This is a genomic window from Cardiobacterium hominis, from assembly GCF_900637305.1.
Taxonomy (GTDB): Bacteria; Pseudomonadota; Gammaproteobacteria; order Cardiobacteriales; family Cardiobacteriaceae; genus Cardiobacterium; species Cardiobacterium hominis.
The window spans coordinates 1,582,127-1,601,486 of the sequence record NZ_LR134365.1 but is presented as its reverse complement, the minus strand read 5'-3'; the positions used below and the strand labels follow the sequence as shown (position 1 = coordinate 1,601,486).

Genomic DNA, 19,360 nt, shown 5'->3' with positions numbered 1-19,360 from the left:
TCCCTTTCCCACCCGGAGCAACCATGGCAAGCCTTGACGAACTCATCACCAAACTCAAAGAAATCTTCCAAACCGACCGCGCCGACCTCGATTTCGGCATCTACCGCATCCTGAACAGCCGCAGCGCGGAAATCAACCACTACCTCAGCCGGGAACTGCCCGCGCAGGTCAAGGCGGCGCTTGCTGACAAAGCGCAAGAAGCCGCCGTCTACAACCACCTGCTCACCTTCTTCGCACGCTACTACGACGAAGGCGACTTCATCAGCCAGCGCCGCTACAAGGGCAACACCTACGCCATCCCCTACAACGGCGAAGAAGTGATGCTGCACTGGGCAAACAAAGACCAGTATTACACCAAATCCGGCGAAAACTTCAGCGACTATCGCTTTACCCTCAGCGATGGCCGCCGCGTTCACTTCAAGCTGGTCGCCGCCGACACCGCCAAGGACAACCAAAAAGACCTGAACCACACCCGCCTCTTTGTGCTGGCTGAAAAACAGGAAGCGCAGTACGACGACGAAGGCGCAGAAATCCGCCCTGCCCTTGCCCCAGTAGAAACCGCCGCCGACGGACAAACCCTCACCATCCACTTCAGCTACCAGCCGCGCCCCAAAGGCGAAAAACAGGACGCCTATTTGAGCGCCGTGAAAAAAGCTGTCGCGGCCGCCGACAGCGTTCAGCAAGACTGGACGGAACTCTTCAGCCGCGCACCGACCGAAAAACAGCCTGAGCGCACCCTGCTGGAAAAACACCTTGCCGCCTATACCCAGAAAAACAGCGCCGACTACTTTATCCATAAAGACCTCGGCGGCTTCCTGCGGCGCGAGTTGGATTTCTACATCAAAAACGAAGTGATGAACCTCGACAACCTGCAAAGCGCCGCCGATTTTGCCCCGCTGGAGCGCGACCTGCGCCTCATCCAAACCCTGCTCGCCATCGCCCATAAAATCATCGACTTCCTCGCCCAGCTGGAAAACTTCCAGAAAAAATTGTGGCTGAAAAAGAAATTCGTCGCCGCCAGCCACTGGCTAATCACCCTGAACCATATCCCCGAAGCGTTACTGCCAGCCGTCGCCGCCAACGAAAAACAGCTCGCAGCGTGGGAAAACTTATTTTCTTTCAAACAGTTACCCCCCCCCCCTCGACATTTTTTCACTTGTAAAAACAGATCCTTATCTCGTCGTCGATACCTCGCTCTACCCGCCTGAATTCCAGGCCGCCCTGCTCACCCGCCTATCTGTAGACCTTCCCGACGGCCTCGACGCCGCCACCGACGGATTACTTATCCATTCTGACAATTTCCAGGCATTAAACCTGCTACAGGCACGCTATCGTGAGCAGGTGAAATGTATCTATATAGATCCGCCGTATAATTCACCATCTAGTGAGATACTATACAAGAATAGTTTCAAGCATTCTTCTTGGCTATCTTTAATGGAGAATCGAATAATTTGCGCCGCTCGTCTAATGAAAAGTGATGGCAGTTTAATTTGCGCCATTGATGAGAATGAACATGTAAGACTAAATCTATTATTTAGACAAATATTTAGTAGTGATTACTATGAACATAATACAATTGTAGTTAGACATAATACCAAAGGAATACAAGGAGGATACTTATCTATAAACAATGAGTTTGCCCTAGTTATATCAAAATTCGGAAGCAAATCGGAAGGGAAAAATATTCCTGAAGAAAATAGAGAATGGAGTAATTTTAGAAACTGGGGAGGAGAATCAGAGAGGAATACAGCCAAAAATTGTTTTTATCCCATTATCATAAAAAATATGGAAATTGTTGGATTTGGTGATGTATTACCAGACAACATACATCCCAATCATAACGAAATACTAGATGACAATTTAATTGCCATTTATCCTATAGATGGCAATGGAATTGAAAGAAAATGGACATACGCTCGCCAGTCTGTAGAAAATATATCCCATTTATTAAAAGTTGAAAAGCTAAAAAATGGAAACTACGAAATCAAAAAAACCAGAGATAAAGAAAGATATAAAACAGTGTGGGATGATAGTAAATATATAGCAGGCGATTACGGATCTAAAATTCTAAACAACATAATTGGTTCTAAAAAGTTTGATTTCCCTAAATCATTGTACACCGTATTAGATTCTATCCTATTATCCTCAAAAAAATACGATACTATCCTCGACTACTTCGCCGGTTCCGGCACTACCGCCCATGCGGTGATTAACCTTAATCGCGAGGACGACGGCAAGCGCAAATATATTCTGGTGGAGCAGGCGGAATACTTTAATACTGTTCTCAAGCCGCGCGTGCAGAAGGTGATTTACAGCAAGGAATGGAAAGACGGCAAACCGCAGGCGGATAGCGACGGCAATTTCCATGGCGTGTCGCAAATCGTCAAAGTACTGAAGCTGGAAAGCTATGAAGACACGCTCAACAACTTGCAACTGAAAAAACCGGATTTGCTCGCGCGTACCTTGAATGACCAAAGCGCGCAGGATTATCTGCTGCACTATATGCTCGATATTGAAAGCCGCGATTCTCTGCTTTCTAGCGACGATTTCCGCAAGCCCTTCGATTACCGCCTCAATATTGCCAGCGATTCCGCCGGGGCTTACACGCCACAGGTAATTGATTTGGTAGAAACCTTTAATTACCTCTTGGGGCTGCGGGTAGATGCCGTGGAAGACCGCCGCTTTGACAAGGGTTATGTCTTTGTCGAAGGGCATCTTGATGGCGAACGGATATTGCTGGTGTGGCGCGATTGCGAGCGTTGGCATGATGACAGCCTGCCACAATTGCTCGAGAAAAAGCGGATTAACCCGCAAGACAGCGAATTTGCCGAAATCTATATCAACGGCGACCACACTTTGCCCACCGTTTGGCAGGACAACGATGCCGATGGCGGCAGCGCACGCACGCTGAAAATTCGCAGTATTGAAGCGGAGTTTCTTCGCCTGATGTTTGCGGAGGCGGAATAATGGCGACTTTTCACGACCACCTCATTATTAACCGCTGGCTGCTTTCTCTCTTTAACCAGCGTAATTTGCAAGATTTCAAAACCCGCCTTGGTGATGACCGCTTCAGCGGGCTGGATGAGAGCGGGCAAACCCGCTTCTTTGAGCAGCTCAACAACAGCCTCTTTCATAGCGATGCAATAGACGAACAAACGCTGCGCCGTTATGACTTCAATATCGTCCAGCATTGGCAGCAAATTACCGCCAAGCGTAATCATGCGGAAGGGCATGAATTGCAGCTCAAATATTTTCAGTATTTGTCGCTGCTCTTTACCGAAATCTATCTGGACTGGTATTTCAATCGCCGCGAAGCATTACGCGATGCGCTTAATCAAACGCTAGCGCAGTATTCACAGGAAATAGAGGCGCGCAATCTCTCGCCCTATGACAGCGAAGATTTGAACAAGCTTGCTTTTTGGAATGCCACCGGCAGCGGCAAGACGCTACTGATGCACGTCAATATTCTGCAATTCCGCCATTATTGCCCGGAAAAGCTGGACAAGATCATTTTACTGACACCTAACGAAGGCCTGAGCAGGCAGCATTTGCAGGAATTCGTCGATTCCGGTATGCGCGCCAAGTTCTTTGACAAGAGCAATACCACTTCTGACCTTTTTGACGATATTGAAATCATCGACATCAACAAACTGGCGGAACGCGATGGCGACAAAACCGTCGCCGTTGCCGCTTTTGCCGGGCGCAATTTGGTACTGGTCGATGAGGGGCATCGCGGCACCTCTGGCGATGCCTGGATGAAACGGCGCGCTGCACTAATTGGCGATGGTTTTGCTTTTGAGTATTCGGCAACGTTTGGCCAAGCGGTAGCAAACGAAAAGACGATTAAGGAAGAGGAAGAGGAATTAATCAAAAAAAAGGCTCATACTTACTTTCGCACTAAAAATACGAAAAAATTGGATGCGGAACAGCGCGCCATCGTCGCCCTTAATCCGGCGGAAAAACGCGCGGCCAAGCAAACGGCGATGTTTGAAACCTATGCCAAGGCGGTGCTGTTTGATTATTCCTACAAGTATTTTTATGCCGACGGCTATGGCAAGGAAAGCCTGATTCTCAATATGGATGACGCGGGCTATACCTTGCACGGCGATTTGTATTTGACGGCCTGCCTGTTGTCGTTTTATCAGCAGTTGCATTTGTTTGATACGGGCGGCGCGCGACTCGATGAATGGAATCTGGAGCGGCCGCTATGGGTATTCGTCGGCAACAAGGTTGTGGGCAGCAAGGCTGTCGATGATGACAGCGATGTGTTGCAGGTGGTGCGCTTTCTCGCCTTTTTCCTCAATCAGGCGGAGCAAGTGCAGCGCTGGTTGCACGCCTTGCTGGAGGACAAGGCGCAGATTGTCGATAGGCACGGCAACAATATCTTCAGCCAGCGCTTTGCGCCGCTGATGGCGTTTCTCGGCAAGGAAGCGGATTTGTACGCCGATATTTTGCAGCGTCTTTTTCATGCGCCTGCGGGCGGCCGTTTGCATTTGTCGCTGCTGAAAAAGGCCGAAGGCGAATTGGCGCTTTCTGTGGGCGAGAATGGCACGCCGTTTGCCGTCATCAATATTGGCGATGCCAGCAGTTTTTTCAAAACGGCGGAAAGCCGCGACGATTTTGTCTGCCGTAGCGATGATTTTTCGCCCGGTCTTTTTGCCAAGATTAACCAGAAAGACAGCCCGATTCATGTGCTGATTGGTTCGCGCAAATTCTCGGAAGGCTGGTCCAGCTGGCGCGTTTCTACCATGGGTTTGCTCAATATGGGCAAGAGCGAAGGCAGCCAGATTATTCAGCTTTTCGGGCGCGGCGTACGTCTGAAAGGACGCGGTTTTTCTTTGAAACGCAGTCTGGCGGCAGAGCGTCCAAAAGGATTGCATCTCGACAAGCTGGAAACGCTCAATATTTTCGGTATCCGCGCCGGGTATATGGAGCAGTTCAAGGCGTATTTGCGCGAGGAAGGCATTACCCCGCCGGATGAAATGCTGATGGTGGATTTCAAGGTACAGCCCAATTTGCCTGCGGTGAAATTAAAAACACTGCGGCTGAAAGATGGCTATAAAGACAATCAGAATATGGGCTTCAAGCGGCAGAAAAAAATCGATTTGTATGAGGTGCCGGAAGAATGGCGCGACAAGATTAAAAAGATTCATGCCACGCTGGATCGCTATCCGCGCGTGGAAGCCTTGAGTACGGCGGCCAAAACTGCCCTGCACGTTAATCAGCGCGAGATTCATACGCTAGATAGCCGCCTTTTCCCGTTGTTTGATTGGGATGCGCTGTATTTGCAATTGCTTGACTTCAAGCAACGCCGCACCTGGTGCAATTTGCGTCTCGACAAAGCCCGCCTGCGCGCGTTTGCCGAGGGCAATGACTGGTACACCTTGTTTATTCCGGCAAATGCGCTCAGCGTGCTTTCGTTTGCCGATGTGTTGAAGCAACAGGATTTGTTGCTGGAATTGTTGTGTCTTTATACCGAAGTCTTTTATGCGCGATTGAAAGCGGCATATGAGGGGAAGTTTTATGAAACGGTGCTGGTTGATAGCGACAATGGCTCAATGCAAAATGGCTATCAGTTTACGATTGAACCGAACGATGTTGGGCGTGATTATGAGAAAAAGCTGCTGGAATTAAAGGCTTTAGTGGAATCGAACCGCATCAGGGAAGTGCTCAATTGGCGCGCGCCACAAATCAGCGCCATTTGTTTCCCGGCGCATTTGTATTACCCGATTATGGTGCTGGAAGACAAGGACAATCTGCCGCTGAAAATGCAGCCGCTCAATATGAATGTGCACAGTGAAATTCGCTTTGTCCGCGATTTGCAAGCGGCGCATGACAGCGGCGAATTAATGCGCTGGACTGGCGGACGCGATTTGTATTTGTTACGCAATGCGGCAAACAAGAGCAAAGGACTGGGTTTTGCACTCGCCGGGAATTTTTATCCGGATTTTCTTTTGTGGCTGGTGGACAGGGATAGCGGACAGCAATGGTTGTCGCTGATTGACCCGAAAGGTATCCGTCAGATAGATTTAAGCGACCCGAAATTTGGCCTTGCCGATGAGGTCAAGCGTTTGCAGCAGGAGTTAAAGCTGGATATTTTTCTGAACAGTTTTATTCTCTCTGTCACCGCACGGCGGGATTTGCTTAATGTCGCGGACTGGACGGACGAGGATTTCCGCGCGCGCCATATTCTTTTTATGGATGATGATTATTTGCCGGAGATGTTTGCCATGATTTTGGCAGAAGGAGGAATTGTATGAATACGGGCATGAAAACCACCGCGCATCAGGCCAAGTATTTTGCCCATGAAATTGTCTGTTTTTCCAATAATCATGATGCCGGTGATTTGACTGGCGCGCTTATGAATGCGCAGGTAGATTTGCATCCGCACCAGATTGATGCGGCGTTATTTGCGCTCAAGCATCCGCTGCATGAAGGGGTGATGCTCGCCGATGAGGTCGGTCTTGGCAAAACGATTGAGGCGGGTTTGACGCTTTGTCAGTTATGGGCGGAGCGCCGGCGGCGTTTGTTGGTGGTTTGTCCGGCATCGCTGCGCAAGCAATGGCAGGAGGAGTTATACGAGAAATTCGCCCTGCCCGGTGTGATTGCCGAGGGCAGTTTGCCGCCTTTTGCCGATGGCGTGTTGATTATGTCTTATGAGTTTGCACGCAAGTATGCCGCACTATTACAGGCGGCGGATTGGGATTGTGTCGTGCTGGATGAGGCGCATAAATTGCGCAATGCCTATAAGGATAGTAATAAGATTGGCCAGGCTTTGCGCATTGCCTTTGCTGGTAAGAAGAAACTGCTTTTGACGGCTACACCTTTGCAAAATTCGCTGATGGAATTGTATGGTTTGTCGCTGTTTCTTGATCCGTATTTGTTCGGTGATGCCAAGCAATTCCGCCACGATTTTATTACGCAGAAAAATAGCGATGCGTTGCGTCTGCGTTTGCGTGGTTTTGTGCAGCGCACGTTACGCCGCGATATCCGCGAGTATGTGTCTTTTACCCAGCGCCATGCGCTGACGCAGCAATTCACACCGCGCGATGATGAGCACGCGCTGTATCAGAATGTCTCGACGTTTTTGCAACGCGAGAATGCTTATGCCCTGCCGCGCCGTCAGCGTCATCTTACCGGGATGATTCTGCGCAAGCTGCTCGCCTCCAGCCCGTTTGCGGTACTTGGCACGCTGGAGGTGATGCGCAGCCGCTTGCGCGCACTGCAACAGGGAGCGCAGGAAGATGCGCTGCTGGCACTCTTTCCCGACGAGGATGTGTATGACAGCGCGGAGGAATGGGAAGAAGCGGAGGAGCCGCCGGAGTCGCCCGATGCGAAGCGGCTGGCGGAGGAAATCACCCTGTTGGAGGGCTTTATCGCGCAGGCGCAGCGGCTGTGCAGCGGCGCGGACAGCAAAGCGCAGGCGCTCTTGGAGGCGCTGCAAACCGGCTTTGCGCGGATGGCTGAGCTGGAAGCCAAGCAGAAGGCGATTATTTTTACGGAATCAACGCGCACGCAGCAGCATCTCGCCGCGTTCTTGCAGGAAAACGGCTACAAAGGGCAGGTGGTGCTGTTTAACGGCACAAATAATGACGCCGCCGCACGCGCCATTTATGAGGCATGGCAGGTCAACCCGGCAAACCGCAACCGCATCACCGGCGCGGTTTCCGCCGACAAGCGTGCCGCGCTCATTGACCGCTTCCGCCACGATGCGCAGATTATGATTGCCACCGAGGCGGCAGCGGAAGGTGTGAACCTGCAATTCTGCTCGCTGCTGATTAACTATGACCTGCCGTGGAATCCGCAACGGGTGGAGCAGCGCATTGGCCGTTGCCACCGCTACGGGCAAGAGTCTGACGTGGTGGTGATTAATTTCCTCAACCGCCGCAACGAGGCGGACAAGCGCATTCTCGAATTGCTCACCGAGAAATTTCAGCTGTTTAGCGGGCTGTTTGGCGCATCCAATGACATTCTGGGACGGGTGGAAAATGCCGATCTCGATTTCGAAAAGCGCGTCGCGCAGATTTTCGACAACTGCCGCACACCTCAGGAAATTGACCGCGCCTTTGACCAGTTGCAGGCAGATTTGGAGGAAGCAATTAGCGCGCGATTGGCGCAGACTGAAGCGACAATGCACGACGCGCTCGACCAGGACGTGATTGAGCGGCTGAATTTGAGCCGCGCAGAAATTGACCAACGCCTGGACAAGGCAAACCGCTGGTTTTGGCGCTTGTCGCAGTTTGTCCTGCACCCCTATGCCGACCGTATTGATGAAAAAAACCGCCGTTTCTATCTGCATCAATCGCCGCTGCCAGCCACGCCAACGGGCTATTACCGCTTGATTGCCAACGCAGACGCGCAGGATTTTCTGCTGCGCCCGAACACACTGCTCGGTGAGTGGTGCCTGGAGCAGGCGCTGGCGCTTGCCATGCCGCCTGCCCGTATCGTCTTCCGCTATGACGAACGCGACGGCAAAATCAGCGACATCGCCCGTCATCAGGGACAACGCGGCTGGTTACGCCTCGACAAACTCATCGCCAACAGCCGGGCGGCAACGACAGAAGCGCTGGTGTTCACCGCATTTAATGACGCAGGCGAAGCACTTGATGCCGATTTCTGCCGCCATTTGCTGGCCCTTGCCGGAGAGGATGCAGGCGACGCCCCTGCCATGCCCGCTTTGCTGGAAGAACGCGCTGCCGCCAATATCAAACAAGAAACGTTGCGACAAAAAGGCATGAGCGACGCGGAAATGGTGGAAGCACGCCAGCGTCTTGCGCAATGGGCAGAAGACCAGATACGCGGCCTGGAGCGGGAGCTGGAAGAAGCCAAACGCGCCTTCAAACAGGAAGAACGCCGCAGTGAGACACTCACCGACCGCGCCGAACAGCTCGCGGCGGAGGAAACCCTGAAACGGCAGCGGCAACGCATCCGCAAATTGCGCAGCCATATAGAAGAACGCGAGGACGAAATCGAGGCCAAACGCGAGCATCTCATCGGCGAACTGCGCGCACGCATCACCCAGCAAACCACGAGCGAAAACCTGCTGGTGTTGCACTGGCAAATCGTCTGAAACCCGCACCACGCCGCGACAAAATCCGCCCGCAGGCGGTGATTTGTGATACATTGCGCGCGCGTCATCTCCGACCAAGAGACGGCGCTTCCCCAAACCTTTCGGAGTACAACAACAATGAGTAAATCCCAATCCCTGCAAGATCCTTACCTCAATGCCCTGCGCAAAGAACGCATCCCGGTATCCGTGTATCTGGTCAATGGCATCAAACTTCAGGGACAAATCGAATCGTTTGACGCTTTCGTGCTACTCCTGCGCAACAACATCTCGCAGATGGTGTACAAGCACGCGATTTCGACCATCGTGCCGGCGCGCAACGTCCGCCTGCCCGGTGAAGACGAAGAAGGCGTGGAAGGCGAGCAGCCTGCCGCCCCTGCTGCGGAAACCGCCGCCCGTCCGAGCACCGACCCGCTCTATTGATGCGACGACAGCCTGTTTTCGCCGCGCTTTCCGCAAGGGAGGCGCGTTTTGTTTGAGAGACCGAAAAGCGGCGAACGCGCCGCGCTGGTGCAGGTTGATATCAACCGTACCCCCGATCCGGCGGTCGAAGAAGAATTCCACCAGCTGGCGCGCTCTGCCGGTGCGCAAATCATCTGGGCGGAGCGCTACAGCCGCGGCGAAGCCGAGCCGCGCTATTACATTGGCCGCGGTCAGGCAGAAGCGCTGGCCGAAGCGGTAAAAGCGCACGACATTGAGCTCGTCATCTTCAACGCGCCGCTCTCGCCCTCACAGGAGCGCAATCTGGAGAAACTGTGCAGCGCGCGCGTGCTTGACCGCAGCGGACTGGTGCTGGACATCTTCGCGCAGCGGGCGCGCAGCCACGAAGGCAAACTGCAAGTCGAACTGGCGCAGTTGAACCACCTGGCAACACGCCTGGTACGCGGCTGGACGCACCTGGAGCGACAAAAAGGCGGTATCGGCCTGCGTGGCCCTGGCGAAACGCAGCTCGAAACCGACCGCCGCCTGCTCGCCGCGCGCATCAAACAGCTGCAACGTCGCCTCGCGCGCGTGCAAAAGCAGCGCGAGGAAAACCGCAAGGCGCGGTTGCGGCGCGACATCCCGACCGTAGCGCTGGCCGGCTACACCAACTCCGGCAAATCCACCCTGTTCAACACGCTGACCGAAGCGGACGTGTACGCGCAAGACCAGCTCTTTGCCACCCTCGACCCGACCTGGCGCAAACTGCAACACAGCGGACCGCAGACCATCCTCATGGCAGACACCGTCGGCTTCGTCAGCGACCTGCCGCACGAACTCGTCGCCGCTTTTTCCGCGACGCTGGAAGAAACCGCACGCGCCGATCTCTTGCTGCACGTCATCGACGTCGCCGACCCGCACCATCTGGAGCGCGAAGAAGTCGTCGAAGACGTCCTGAAAAGCATTGACGCCGCCGACGTCCCCACCCTGCGCGTCTATAACAAAATCGACCTGCGCGGCGAGGCACCCCGCGTCAAACCGGGCGCGGACGGCAAGGCGGAAGCCGTCTTCCTCTCGGCGCTGACCGGCGCGGGCGTGGATTTACTCACCGACGCCATCGTCGCCTACTTCAAAAGCGACGAAAAAAACGGCTGGCTGCACCTGGCGCCGCACGAAGGCGCGCTGCGCGCCGCGCTCTACGCCGAACACGCCGTACTGGAAGAACGTAGCGCCGCTGACGGCAGCCAATGGCTACACATCCGCCTGCGCGAAAAGCACTATCACCAGATACAATCAAAGTATAATCGCCGCCTTGAACTCCAAACCCATTCAGACATACCGTAAACAAAGGAACCCGCAACCCATGTTCACCTTCCTGCTCGGCCACCTGAGCCGGCGCCGACCGCAGCCGGTCGCCATGGCACAAGACCCTTGGGGCAACGACAACGACGGCAACAAAAAAAACGACCAGCCGCCAGACTTGGACGAACTCTTCAACAAACTGCTGCGCCGCAACCCGCGCCGTAACAACGGCAACAGCGGCGGCGACAACGGCGGTGGCCCTGCCGTCTTCCGCCTCTCCGGCAAAATCATCCTGCTCATCCTGGCCGCCCTCTTCGTCGCCTGGCTATCAAGCGGCGTCTATACCGTGCGCGAACGCGAAAACGGCGTCGAAACCTTCCTCGGCCGCTACTCCCGCACCACCAAAGCCGGCCTCAACTGGCACGTCCCCGTGCCCTTCGGTCAAGTCAACAAAGTGGACGTCACCTCCATCTCCTCGATGAAAGTCGGCGAATTCAAAAGTCAAAGCGGCCGCGTCAGCACCAGCGACCAGCGCAACGGCCAAATGCTGACCAGCGACGAAAACATCGTCGAAATCGGCGCCGCCGTGCAATACCGCATCCGCGACGCGAAAAACTACCTCTTCCAGGCGAACCAGCCCGAAGAAGTGCTGCGCGACATCGTCATCTCTGCCATCCGTGAAGTCGTCGGCAGCAACACCGTTGATGACATCCTCATCGAAAAACGCGGCGAGTGGCCACAAGAAGCCAAACAAATCATCGACAAAACCCTCGAACAATACAACCTCGGCTTCGAAATCGTCGCCTTCGAACTCCAAGACGCGCGCGCACCGGTAGAAGTCCAGGACGCCTTCGAAGACGCCGTACGCGCCCGCGAAGACGAAGAACGCCTCGGCCTCGAAGCCGAAGCCTACGCGCGCGAACGCATCCCGGTCGCTAGAGGCGAAGCCAAACGCCTGCTACAAGCCGCACAAGCCTACAAAGCCGAAACCCTCGCCCGCGCCGCCGCCGACAGCAGCCGCTTCAACAATCTGCTCGCCGCCTACCGCGAAAACCCGGCCGTCATGCGCGAACGCCTCTACCTTGACACCATGGCAGGCATCTACGCGCAGAGCAACAAAGTACTGGTCGATGCCGACGACGCGCGCCCCATCATCAACCTTGGCGACGCCCCTGCCCTGCCCGCCCCGCTCGCAAGCGAAAGCACAGCCCCGGCGGCAAACATCCCGCCCGCGCCCATCGTCACCCCCGCCGCCGCCAACGGCAAAACCCCGGCCAGCAACAACAGCCGCAACGACCGCAGCCGCAGCCGCTAACGCCAGGAAACCCGCATGAACCACAGAACCAACGCCCTCCTCGCGGCCATCATGGTCGCCCTCATCATCCTCGCCAGCAGCGCCTACATCATCAACGAGCGCCAAATCGCCGTCGTCACCCAATTCTCGCGCCTCATCAGCACCGACGACGAAGCCGGACTCAAATTCAAAGTCCCCTTCGTGCAGAACGTCGAATTCTTCGACGCCCGCATCCAGCGCCTGGACGTCGAACCCGAGCGCTTCATGACCAACGAAAAAAAATGGCTCATCGTGGACTATTTCGTCGAATGGCGCATCAAAGACATCCGCACCTTCTACACCAGCGTCCAGGGCAACTTCGACCAGGCCAGCCGCCTCCTCGACAACATGGTCAAAGAAAACCTGCGCGGTGAATTCGTACAGCGCTCCGTCAAAGAAGCCATCTCGCAAGACCGCGGCACCATCATGGACGCGGCAAGCCGTCGCATCTCCGGCCAGGCAGAAGCGCGCTACGGCATCGAAGTCCTCGGCGTGCGCCTGAAGCGTGTGGACTTCTCCGACGAAATCCGCGACCGCGTCTTTGACCGCATGCGCGCCGAACGCGAGCGCGTCTCCAAAGACTTCCGCGCGCGCGGCCAAGAAAAATCCTCGGTCATCCGCGCCACCGCCGAACGCGAAGCCGCCGAACTCCTCGCCAAAGCACGCGAAGAAGCCGACATCATGCGCGGCGAAGCCGACGCCAGCGCCGCCAAACAATACGCGGCCGCCTACGGCGCCGACCTTGACTTCTACCGCTACTGGCGCAGCCTCACCGCCTACCGCGACAGCCTCGGCGGCAGCACCCTCATCGTCAAACCGGACAACCGCTACTTCCGCTACCTGAACAACGAAGACAGCGCCCCGCTGGACGCCGAAACCGCGCCCGCCGCCCTGCCCGCCCCGACTATCGCGCCCGTCGCCGACCCGGTCATCCCGGCAGAAGCCGCCGCCCGCGAACAAACAGAAGACAAAGAAACCGTGCTGCCATGACCGCCGCAGCCACTCACCCCTTCCCACGCAAGACGTGCAACGTACACGGTTCCCTCCCCCGTGGGGGAGGGTTAGGGTGGGGGCAGCAAACCAACCCCGCAGCGACTACTCTCATTCAAAACAACATAAATAGCTCCCTCCTGTGGGACTGGAACAGCGCCCTCCCCCCGTGGGGGAGGGTTGGGGTGGGGGCAGCAAATAAACCGCGCAGCGGCAAAACCCCAAAAACTACGCCATCCTCATTTACATACACCCTGAGCGCTCAGGTGTATGTAAACAGCCCCATAGCGTGCGCCTTGACGCACCGCCATCTTCCCATGCCACCCGCTACTGGCCGAATCCCATGAACATGACCACTTGGTGGCTGGCACTCGCCCTCATGCTCCTCTGCGAAGGCGCGCTGATTGGCATCGCCCCTGCCGTCTGGCGCCGCACCATGCACCAACTGGGCGAACTGCCAGACAGCGCCCTGCGCCGCATCGGCCTCGGCATGGCCGCCACCGCTATCCTCATCGTCGCCCTGCTACTATGGCTCGCGCACTAGAAACACCCCATAATCACCCGTCCCTGCCCCACCTTTGCAATGGCCTGCAAACAAGAAATACCAGGCAACCGATAAAAACCCATCCGTATTGATAAAAACATTGCCATGAACTTTAACAAACTGATACCGGAATTGTCCGTGTTTGACATAAGCCAGACCAAAGACTTCTATAAAAAACTGGGGTTCAAAATAGAATATGAACGAGCCGAAGAAAACTTTGTCTTCATGTCATTCGAGGATAGCCAATTCATGTTTGAACAAATCCATGACAAAGGCTGGAACACTGGTGCATTGGAATACCCGTTAGGGCGAGGAATAAACCTATCCATCGCCGTTGAGAACGTTGAAGCGCTCTATGAAACCGTTAAAAACGGACAAATGGACATTTACCGAGAACTTACAAAAAGCACCTATCTGGTCAATGGCATCGCGGAAGAACAAATAGAATTCCTCATCCAAGACCCCAATGGATACCTGCTCAGATTTACAAACTGACAAATCTCGGATGAAGGCTGCCGCATCCGTGAATACACCACTACTTCCCCGAAGGTAAACTACCCACCGCATTCCCCACCACTTAACCAAGGAAAACACCCATGAGTACAAACCTGGTCGTCATCGGCGCCCAATGGGGCGACGAAGGCAAAGGCAAAATCGTCGATCTGCTCACCGAAAAAGCGGGCGCCGTCGTGCGCTACCAGGGCGGGCACAACGCTGGCCATACCCTCGTCATCGATGGCAAAAAAACCGTGCTGCACCTCATCCCGGCAGGCATCCTGCACGCAGGCGTCAAAAGCTACATCGGCAACGGCGTCGTCCTCTGCCTGCGCGCCCTCTTTACCGAAATCGCCGCGCTGGAAGCCGCCGGCGTGCCCGTCATGGAGCGCCTGCACATCTCGCCCGCCTGCGCCCTCATCCTGCCGAGCCACAGCGCGCTCGACCAGGCACGCGAAGCCGCGCGCGGCGCCAACAAAATCGGCACCACCGGACGCGGCATCGGCCCCGCCTACGAAGACAAAATCGCGCGCCGCGGCCTGCGCCTGGCCGACCTCATGCACCCGGAAACCTTCCGCGAACGCCTGCGCGAACTGATGGACTTCCACAACTTCCAGCTCGAACACTACTACCACGCCGCGCCCGTCTCCTACGACGACGTCGCCAGCGAATGGCTCGCCTACGCCGCGCGCGTCCGCCCGCTCATCACCGACGTGACACTTGCCGCCTACCGCCACCGCGAAGCGGGCGACCACATCATCTTCGAAGGCGCCCAAGGCGCGATGCTCGATATCGACCACGGCACCTACCCCTTCGTCACCTCCTCCAGCACCGCCGCTGGCGGCGCTGCAACCGGCTCTGGCGTCGGCCCGCGCCATCTGGACTACATCCTCGGCATCGCCAAAGCGTACAGCACCCGCGTCGGCGGCGGTCCCTTCCCAACCGAACTGCTGGATGCCACCGGCAAACACCTCGCCGAAGTCGGCCACGAATACGGCGCCACCACCGGCCGCGCCCGCCGCTGCGGCTGGATAGACCTGCCCGCCCTGCGCCGCGCCATCTACAACTCCAGCATCAGCGGCCTGTGTCTCACTAAACTGGACGTCCTCGATGCTCTACCGCAAATCCAGGTCTGCACCCATTACGACATGGACGGCGAGCGCCTTGACGTCGCTCCGGTCGGCGCGGACGAACTGGCGCGCTGCCAACCCGTGTACCAGACCCTGCCCGGCTGGCAAAGCGACACCGTCGGCATCACCGACTACAGCGCCCTGCCGGAAAAAGCACGCGCCTACATTGCCTATCTCGAAAACGCGCTTGGCCTGCCGATTGCCATCGTCTCCACCGGCCCCGACCGCGTCCACACCATCCAGCGGGAAACCCTGCTCGGCTGAACACCCGCCCCGCGCTCCCTCCGGGGAGAGGAGACTTGCATGGACCGTGCAAGTCCGCGGGGTGGCTTACCCGCCGCATTGCCGCTGCCGAACCACCGCGCCCCACCACCCCGGAACGACCGCATGAAATACCTGCCCGTTTACCTCTTTGTCGGCTTCATCACCCTCATCCTCATCGTCCTGCCCTTCATTGCCCGCGACGAAAGCCAAAAAATCTACCTCCCCGGCGCGCTCGAAAAAAAACTGCTACAAAAAGCCGAACGCATCCACAAAAAAATCCAAGCAGCGCTGCAAACCCTGAAAACCCGCGCCGCCGCCGAACACATCCCGCCGAAAATCCTCATCAGCGCACAAGAAGCCATCGCGCGCTACGGCGACCGCCCCGGCAGCCAAATCGCCGACCACTACGACGATGACAGCGCCCCCGTTCTCATCTACCACGGCGACCTCACCCTGAACGGCGACCTCAACAGCGCCTGGCTGCAACAACAAGCCGCCGAACTGCACGCCGCCGCCTACCGCAACCACATCATCATCGACGGCAACCTCACCCTGCAAGGCGCGCTGCTGGACGACGCCGCGCTCAACCTCTCTGTCAGCGGCAACGTCCAGGCCGACTACCTCCACTCCGCCGATGGCCACTTCGAAATCCTCGGCGACCTTGACAGCGCGCTCGGCATCAGCGGCGCGGGTAACCAGGGCACCCTGCACATCGCGGGCAAAATCCGCGCGCCCTACCTCCTCTCACAAGAACACGCCATGCCGCGCGAAGCCGACAGCCCCGACTACATCCACATCGAAAGCGGCGACATCGGCTACCATCCGGCGAAATTCGACGGCAGCCAAAAAATCCCGCTCGATGACAGCATCAGCGGCGGCAACAACGGCTGGTTCTGGCACTACTACAAACACTCCGCCAAAATGCTGCGCCCGGAAAACTATGAGCGCGGCAAATTCTCCCCGGCACAATTCCTCGCGCTGGTGCGAAACGGCGAAAACCCCTTCATCCCCGTCCCGCCACCGAAAAAAACACAGACCTAAAAAAGGCCGGAAAATCCGGCCGTTTTTATACACGCTAACGCGGCAACGGCGCACCCGCAAACCACCACGCGGCGAGAATCCCCGAAGCAAAACCCCAAATATGCGCCGCCCAGGAAACTTGCGGTTGATGCTTGAATAAAGACAACAACAGACCGCCATAAAGCAAAAAAGCCGCAATCGCCGAAAAGAGCGCCCATTGATCATGAATAAAAGCGGCATTGGCGAGCAAAAAGCCAAACAGGGCAAAGACCAATCCCGAAGCGCCAAGCATGATGGCATTGCGCCCGAACAGCCACACGCCGAAACCGCTCCCCGTGGCGGCAATCAGCAGTAGGAGCAGATATTTTGGCAGCGGCAGTAAGTTGGCGCTTAAAAAACCCATAATGGCGAGAGGAATACTGTTGGAAAGCAGATGCGCCCCATCCACATGAAAAAACGGCGCAGTGAATATGGTCGGCAAATAAAGAAAACGACGCGGGCGAATGCCGAGGAAATTGCGCAGCTTTCTGAACGTCAGCAGGTCCAGAATAAAACCTGCCCAGATGAGGGCGAGCAATGCCAGCAGCGGATATTTGGCGGCATATTGTAGCCAGCGTTGCGGGTCAAGGAGTTCGGGGTTCATGATTTTTCAGGATGGCTTTTGGAATCTGTGGCATCGGCGGTAATAGTCAGCAAACCCAATTCTGCCCCAGAGGGAGTAGCGCTGTTGCCCCATTCCTAAACTTAGGCACTTCCCGCTCCACCATCGGCATTAAATGCCCGTATCGCCGCTTCGACCAGCGGTTTTTCCAGCATCGCGTGCAGTAAGTCGGGCGGGAGGGTGCAGGTATGCGCGCCAGCGTCCAGCGCGTGCAGGATTTGTTGGGTATTTTTGAAGCTCGCGCCCATGATTTGGCAGGGAATGGCGTGATTGTCGTAGTAGCGGCGGGTGCTGGCGATGACGGCATAGGGGTCAATGGCGTTGTTTTCCATGCGGTTGATGTAGGGCGCGACGAAGTCACAGCCAGCGATACCCGCCAGGATGGCTTGTTCGGCGCTGTAAATGGCGGTACCGAGCAGCGGCAGGTCGAGGCGGTGCGCGCGCATCGCCGCGATGGCTTCCAATCCGGCGTGGTTCACCGGAATTTTGAAACCCAGCGGGTCGTCGGGGAAATTGGCGAGGATGTGGTGATAGTCGCGAAGCATATCGGCGGCGGTCGCGCCGAGGACTTGCACGAACAAGAGCGGCGGACGCTTGGTGAGGATGGCAGCAAGTTGTGCCTCGCGCGCGCCGCCCTGTTTTTTCAGGATGGTCGGGTTGGTGGTGATGCCTTTGAGGATGCCCAGCGGCTGGTAGCGGGCAATGGCGGCAGGATCGGCGCTGTCGAGGTACATGATGAGGCTCCGGTTCGGGGTGGAGGCGGCATTATACAAAGCCGCGTTTTTTCGCCGCCAGTAACGCTCACGCCTGTCGCAAAATCAGTCTGTTAGGCTGGAGATGTCGCAACAGCGACGATTCGCGATTGTCATCATTTTTTAATTTCTCTAAGATAGCGCGACTTTTTGCCGCACCGGACGTTTCCGGGCGGCCATGCGCTTTGCAACCAGCCTGAGAGGAGGTGTTCGTATGCTAATCCGTAAAGAGAGTGTCGCCGGGACGGTCGAGTCCAGCGATGTCATGGTCTATGTCGCGCCCGCCGCTTCCGGCGTGTCGCTGGAAGTAAACAGCAGCGTCGGCAAGCAGTTCGACGCACAAATCCGCGCCACCGTGCACGAGGTGCTGGCGCAGTTGGGCGTGACCGCGGTCGCGCTCAAGCTGGAAGACCGCGGCGCGCTCGATTGTGTGCTGCGCGCGCGGCTGAAAGCGGCGCTGTTGCGCGCTACCGATGAACCGGTCGATTGGGGGAAAGTGCTATGAAACTGCGCAGAAGTATGTTGTTCGTGCCGGGCGCGAACGCGGCGATGATCAGCAATACCTTTATTTACAAGCCCGATTCCATCATGTTTGACCTGGAAGATTCGGTCGCGCTCGCCGAGAAGGACACCGCACGGATGCTGGTCGCGCACGCCCTGCAACACCCGCTCTATCGCGAGCTGGAAACGGTGGTGCGCGTCAATCCGCTCGCCTCCGAGTTTGGTCTGCTGGATTTGAACGCGGTGGTACGCGCGGGTACGGACATTGTCCGCCTGCCGAAAACTGACAGCGCGCAGGACATTATCGACATGGACGCCGCCATTACCGAAATCGAAAAAGCCTGCGGCCGCGCCGTCGGCAGTACGCAGTTGCTCGCCGCGATTGAATCCGCACAGGGCATTCTCGCGGTGAACGACATCGCCAAGGCCTCGCCGCGCCTGATGGGCATTGCGCTGGGCGCGGAAGATTATGTGCGCAACATGAAAACGGAGCGCTCGCCGGATGGCATTGAATTGCTGTTTGCGCGCAGCAGCATCCTGCACGCCGCCCGCGCCAACGGCCTGATGGCGTTTGATACCGTTTATTCCGACGCGCGCAACGAGGAAGGCTTCCTGCGCGAAGCATCGCTCATCAAGCAGCTCGGCTTTGATGGCAAGTCGCTGATTAACCCGAACCAGATTGTGCTGATTCACAACCTGTTCGCGCCGACGCAAAAAGAAGTCGATCACGCCGAACGGGTCATTGCCGCCGCTGAAGAAGCCGAACGCAACGGCTCCGGCGTCGTCTCGCTCAACGGCAAAATGGTCGATAGCCCCATCATCGAGCGCGCCAAACTGGTGCTGCAACGCGCCGCCGCATCTGGAATCCGGGAGGAATAAAC

At 56.5% G+C, this 19,360-nt stretch carries 16 protein-coding genes; 14 read left to right on the top strand and 2 right to left on the bottom strand.

Annotated elements, in window-relative coordinates; genetic code table 11:
* Window positions 1-23 precede the first annotated feature (23 nt).
* From EL199_RS13000 to EL199_RS07765, 12 genes are all read left to right on the top strand, one after another.
* Window positions 24-1,208 carry a hypothetical protein gene (locus EL199_RS13000; RefSeq protein WP_004142556.1) on the top strand — a complete coding sequence of 395 codons (1,185 nt, stop codon included), beginning with the start codon at window positions 24-26 and terminating at the stop codon, window positions 1,206-1,208.
* On the top strand, window positions 1,147-2,967 hold the full coding sequence (locus EL199_RS12995) for a site-specific DNA-methyltransferase (protein ID WP_345921392.1): 1,821 nt from the start codon (window positions 1,147-1,149) through the stop codon (window positions 2,965-2,967). Before EL199_RS13000 ends, EL199_RS12995 begins: the two co-directional genes overlap by 62 nt.
* The gene (locus EL199_RS07810; RefSeq protein ID WP_004142560.1) at window positions 2,967-6,260 is read left to right on the top strand and encodes a DEAD/DEAH box helicase family protein; all 3,294 of its coding nucleotides are present in this window, start codon (window positions 2,967-2,969) and stop codon (window positions 6,258-6,260) included. Before EL199_RS12995 ends, EL199_RS07810 begins: the two co-directional genes overlap by 1 nt.
* 8 nt (window positions 6,261-6,268) lie before the next feature.
* Window positions 6,269-9,070 carry an SNF2-related protein gene (locus EL199_RS07805; RefSeq protein WP_040355905.1) on the top strand — a complete coding sequence of 934 codons (2,802 nt, stop codon included), beginning with the start codon at window positions 6,269-6,271 and terminating at the stop codon, window positions 9,068-9,070.
* A 117-nt stretch (window positions 9,071-9,187) separates the two neighbouring features.
* A complete protein-coding gene (gene hfq / locus EL199_RS07800) occupies window positions 9,188-9,490 on the top strand; it encodes an RNA chaperone Hfq (protein ID WP_004142564.1) in 303 nt (100 codons plus the stop codon).
* 48 nt (window positions 9,491-9,538) lie between these two features.
* Window positions 9,539-10,831 (top strand): ribosome rescue GTPase HflX, encoded by a 1,293-nt coding sequence (hflX, locus tag EL199_RS07795; RefSeq protein WP_004142566.1) that lies wholly within the window; start codon window positions 9,539-9,541, stop codon window positions 10,829-10,831.
* A 19-nt stretch (window positions 10,832-10,850) separates the two neighbouring features.
* Window positions 10,851-12,104: an FtsH protease activity modulator HflK gene (gene hflK, locus EL199_RS07790; RefSeq protein ID WP_004142569.1), complete on the top strand. Its 1,254-nt coding sequence runs from the start codon at window positions 10,851-10,853 to the stop codon at window positions 12,102-12,104.
* Window positions 12,105-12,119: 15 nt separating this feature from the next.
* Window positions 12,120-13,112, top strand: coding sequence for a protease modulator HflC (hflC, locus tag EL199_RS07785; protein WP_004142572.1), 993 nt, complete (start codon window positions 12,120-12,122; stop codon window positions 13,110-13,112).
* 343 nt (window positions 13,113-13,455) lie between these two features.
* Complete coding sequence (locus EL199_RS07780) at window positions 13,456-13,656, top strand: DUF2065 family protein (protein ID WP_004142573.1); 201 nt, start codon at window positions 13,456-13,458, stop codon at window positions 13,654-13,656.
* A 105-nt stretch (window positions 13,657-13,761) separates the two neighbouring features.
* Window positions 13,762-14,151, top strand: coding sequence for a bleomycin resistance protein (locus EL199_RS07775; RefSeq protein WP_004142575.1), 390 nt, complete (start codon window positions 13,762-13,764; stop codon window positions 14,149-14,151).
* Between the two features lie 101 nt (window positions 14,152-14,252).
* Window positions 14,253-15,545: an adenylosuccinate synthase gene (locus tag EL199_RS07770; RefSeq protein WP_004142577.1), complete on the top strand. Its 1,293-nt coding sequence runs from the start codon at window positions 14,253-14,255 to the stop codon at window positions 15,543-15,545.
* 123 nt (window positions 15,546-15,668) lie between these two features.
* The gene (locus EL199_RS07765; protein ID WP_004142580.1) at window positions 15,669-16,586 is read left to right on the top strand and encodes a hypothetical protein; all 918 of its coding nucleotides are present in this window, start codon (window positions 15,669-15,671) and stop codon (window positions 16,584-16,586) included.
* A gap of 34 nt (window positions 16,587-16,620) precedes the next feature.
* Here EL199_RS07765 and EL199_RS07760 read toward each other — a convergent pair whose 3' ends face one another.
* Both EL199_RS07760 and EL199_RS07755 read right to left on the bottom strand, forming a co-directional pair.
* Entirely contained in the window at window positions 16,621-17,208 is a 588-nt protein-coding gene (locus EL199_RS07760; RefSeq protein WP_004142581.1) for a rhomboid family intramembrane serine protease, read from the bottom strand.
* A 101-nt stretch (window positions 17,209-17,309) separates the two neighbouring features.
* Entirely contained in the window at window positions 17,310-17,960 is a 651-nt protein-coding gene (locus tag EL199_RS07755) for a transaldolase family protein (RefSeq protein WP_004142583.1), read from the bottom strand.
* A 232-nt stretch (window positions 17,961-18,192) separates the two neighbouring features.
* Here EL199_RS07755 and citD point away from each other — a divergent pair, with 232 nt between their 5' ends.
* Together citD and citE are read left to right on the top strand one after the other, a co-directional pair.
* On the top strand, window positions 18,193-18,483 hold the full coding sequence (gene citD / locus EL199_RS07750; protein ID WP_004142585.1) for a citrate lyase acyl carrier protein: 291 nt from the start codon (window positions 18,193-18,195) through the stop codon (window positions 18,481-18,483).
* Window positions 18,480-19,358, top strand: a complete 879-nt coding sequence (gene citE / locus EL199_RS07745; protein WP_004142587.1) for a citrate (pro-3S)-lyase subunit beta — start codon at window positions 18,480-18,482, stop codon at window positions 19,356-19,358. The genes citD and citE overlap by 4 nt, the downstream gene beginning before the upstream one ends.
* Window positions 19,359-19,360 lie beyond the last annotated feature (2 nt).

Bases quoted from the DNA above. Each gene is read 5' to 3' on its own strand.
- EL199_RS13000 (WP_004142556.1), top strand. From the start codon at position 24: ATGGCAAGCCTTGACGAACTCATCACCAAACTCAAAGAAATCTTCCAA.
- EL199_RS07810 (WP_004142560.1), top strand. From the start codon at position 2,967: ATGGCGACTTTTCACGACCACCTCATTATTAACCGCTGGCTGCTTTCT.
- EL199_RS07805 (WP_040355905.1), top strand. From the start codon at position 6,269: ATGAAAACCACCGCGCATCAGGCCAAGTATTTTGCCCATGAAATTGTC.
- hfq (WP_004142564.1), top strand. From the start codon at position 9,188: ATGAGTAAATCCCAATCCCTGCAAGATCCTTACCTCAATGCCCTGCGC.
- hflK (WP_004142569.1), top strand. From the start codon at position 10,851: ATGTTCACCTTCCTGCTCGGCCACCTGAGCCGGCGCCGACCGCAGCCG.
- hflC (WP_004142572.1), top strand. From the start codon at position 12,120: ATGAACCACAGAACCAACGCCCTCCTCGCGGCCATCATGGTCGCCCTC.
- EL199_RS07780 (WP_004142573.1), top strand. From the start codon at position 13,456: ATGAACATGACCACTTGGTGGCTGGCACTCGCCCTCATGCTCCTCTGC.
- EL199_RS07775 (WP_004142575.1), top strand. From the start codon at position 13,762: ATGAACTTTAACAAACTGATACCGGAATTGTCCGTGTTTGACATAAGC.
- EL199_RS07770 (WP_004142577.1), top strand. From the start codon at position 14,253: ATGAGTACAAACCTGGTCGTCATCGGCGCCCAATGGGGCGACGAAGGC.
- EL199_RS07765 (WP_004142580.1), top strand. From the start codon at position 15,669: ATGAAATACCTGCCCGTTTACCTCTTTGTCGGCTTCATCACCCTCATC.
- EL199_RS07760 (WP_004142581.1), bottom strand. From the start codon at position 17,208: ATGAACCCCGAACTCCTTGACCCGCAACGCTGGCTACAATATGCCGCC.
- EL199_RS07755 (WP_004142583.1), bottom strand. From the start codon at position 17,960: ATGTACCTCGACAGCGCCGATCCTGCCGCCATTGCCCGCTACCAGCCG.
- citD (WP_004142585.1), top strand. From the start codon at position 18,193: ATGCTAATCCGTAAAGAGAGTGTCGCCGGGACGGTCGAGTCCAGCGAT.
- citE (WP_004142587.1), top strand. From the start codon at position 18,480: ATGAAACTGCGCAGAAGTATGTTGTTCGTGCCGGGCGCGAACGCGGCG.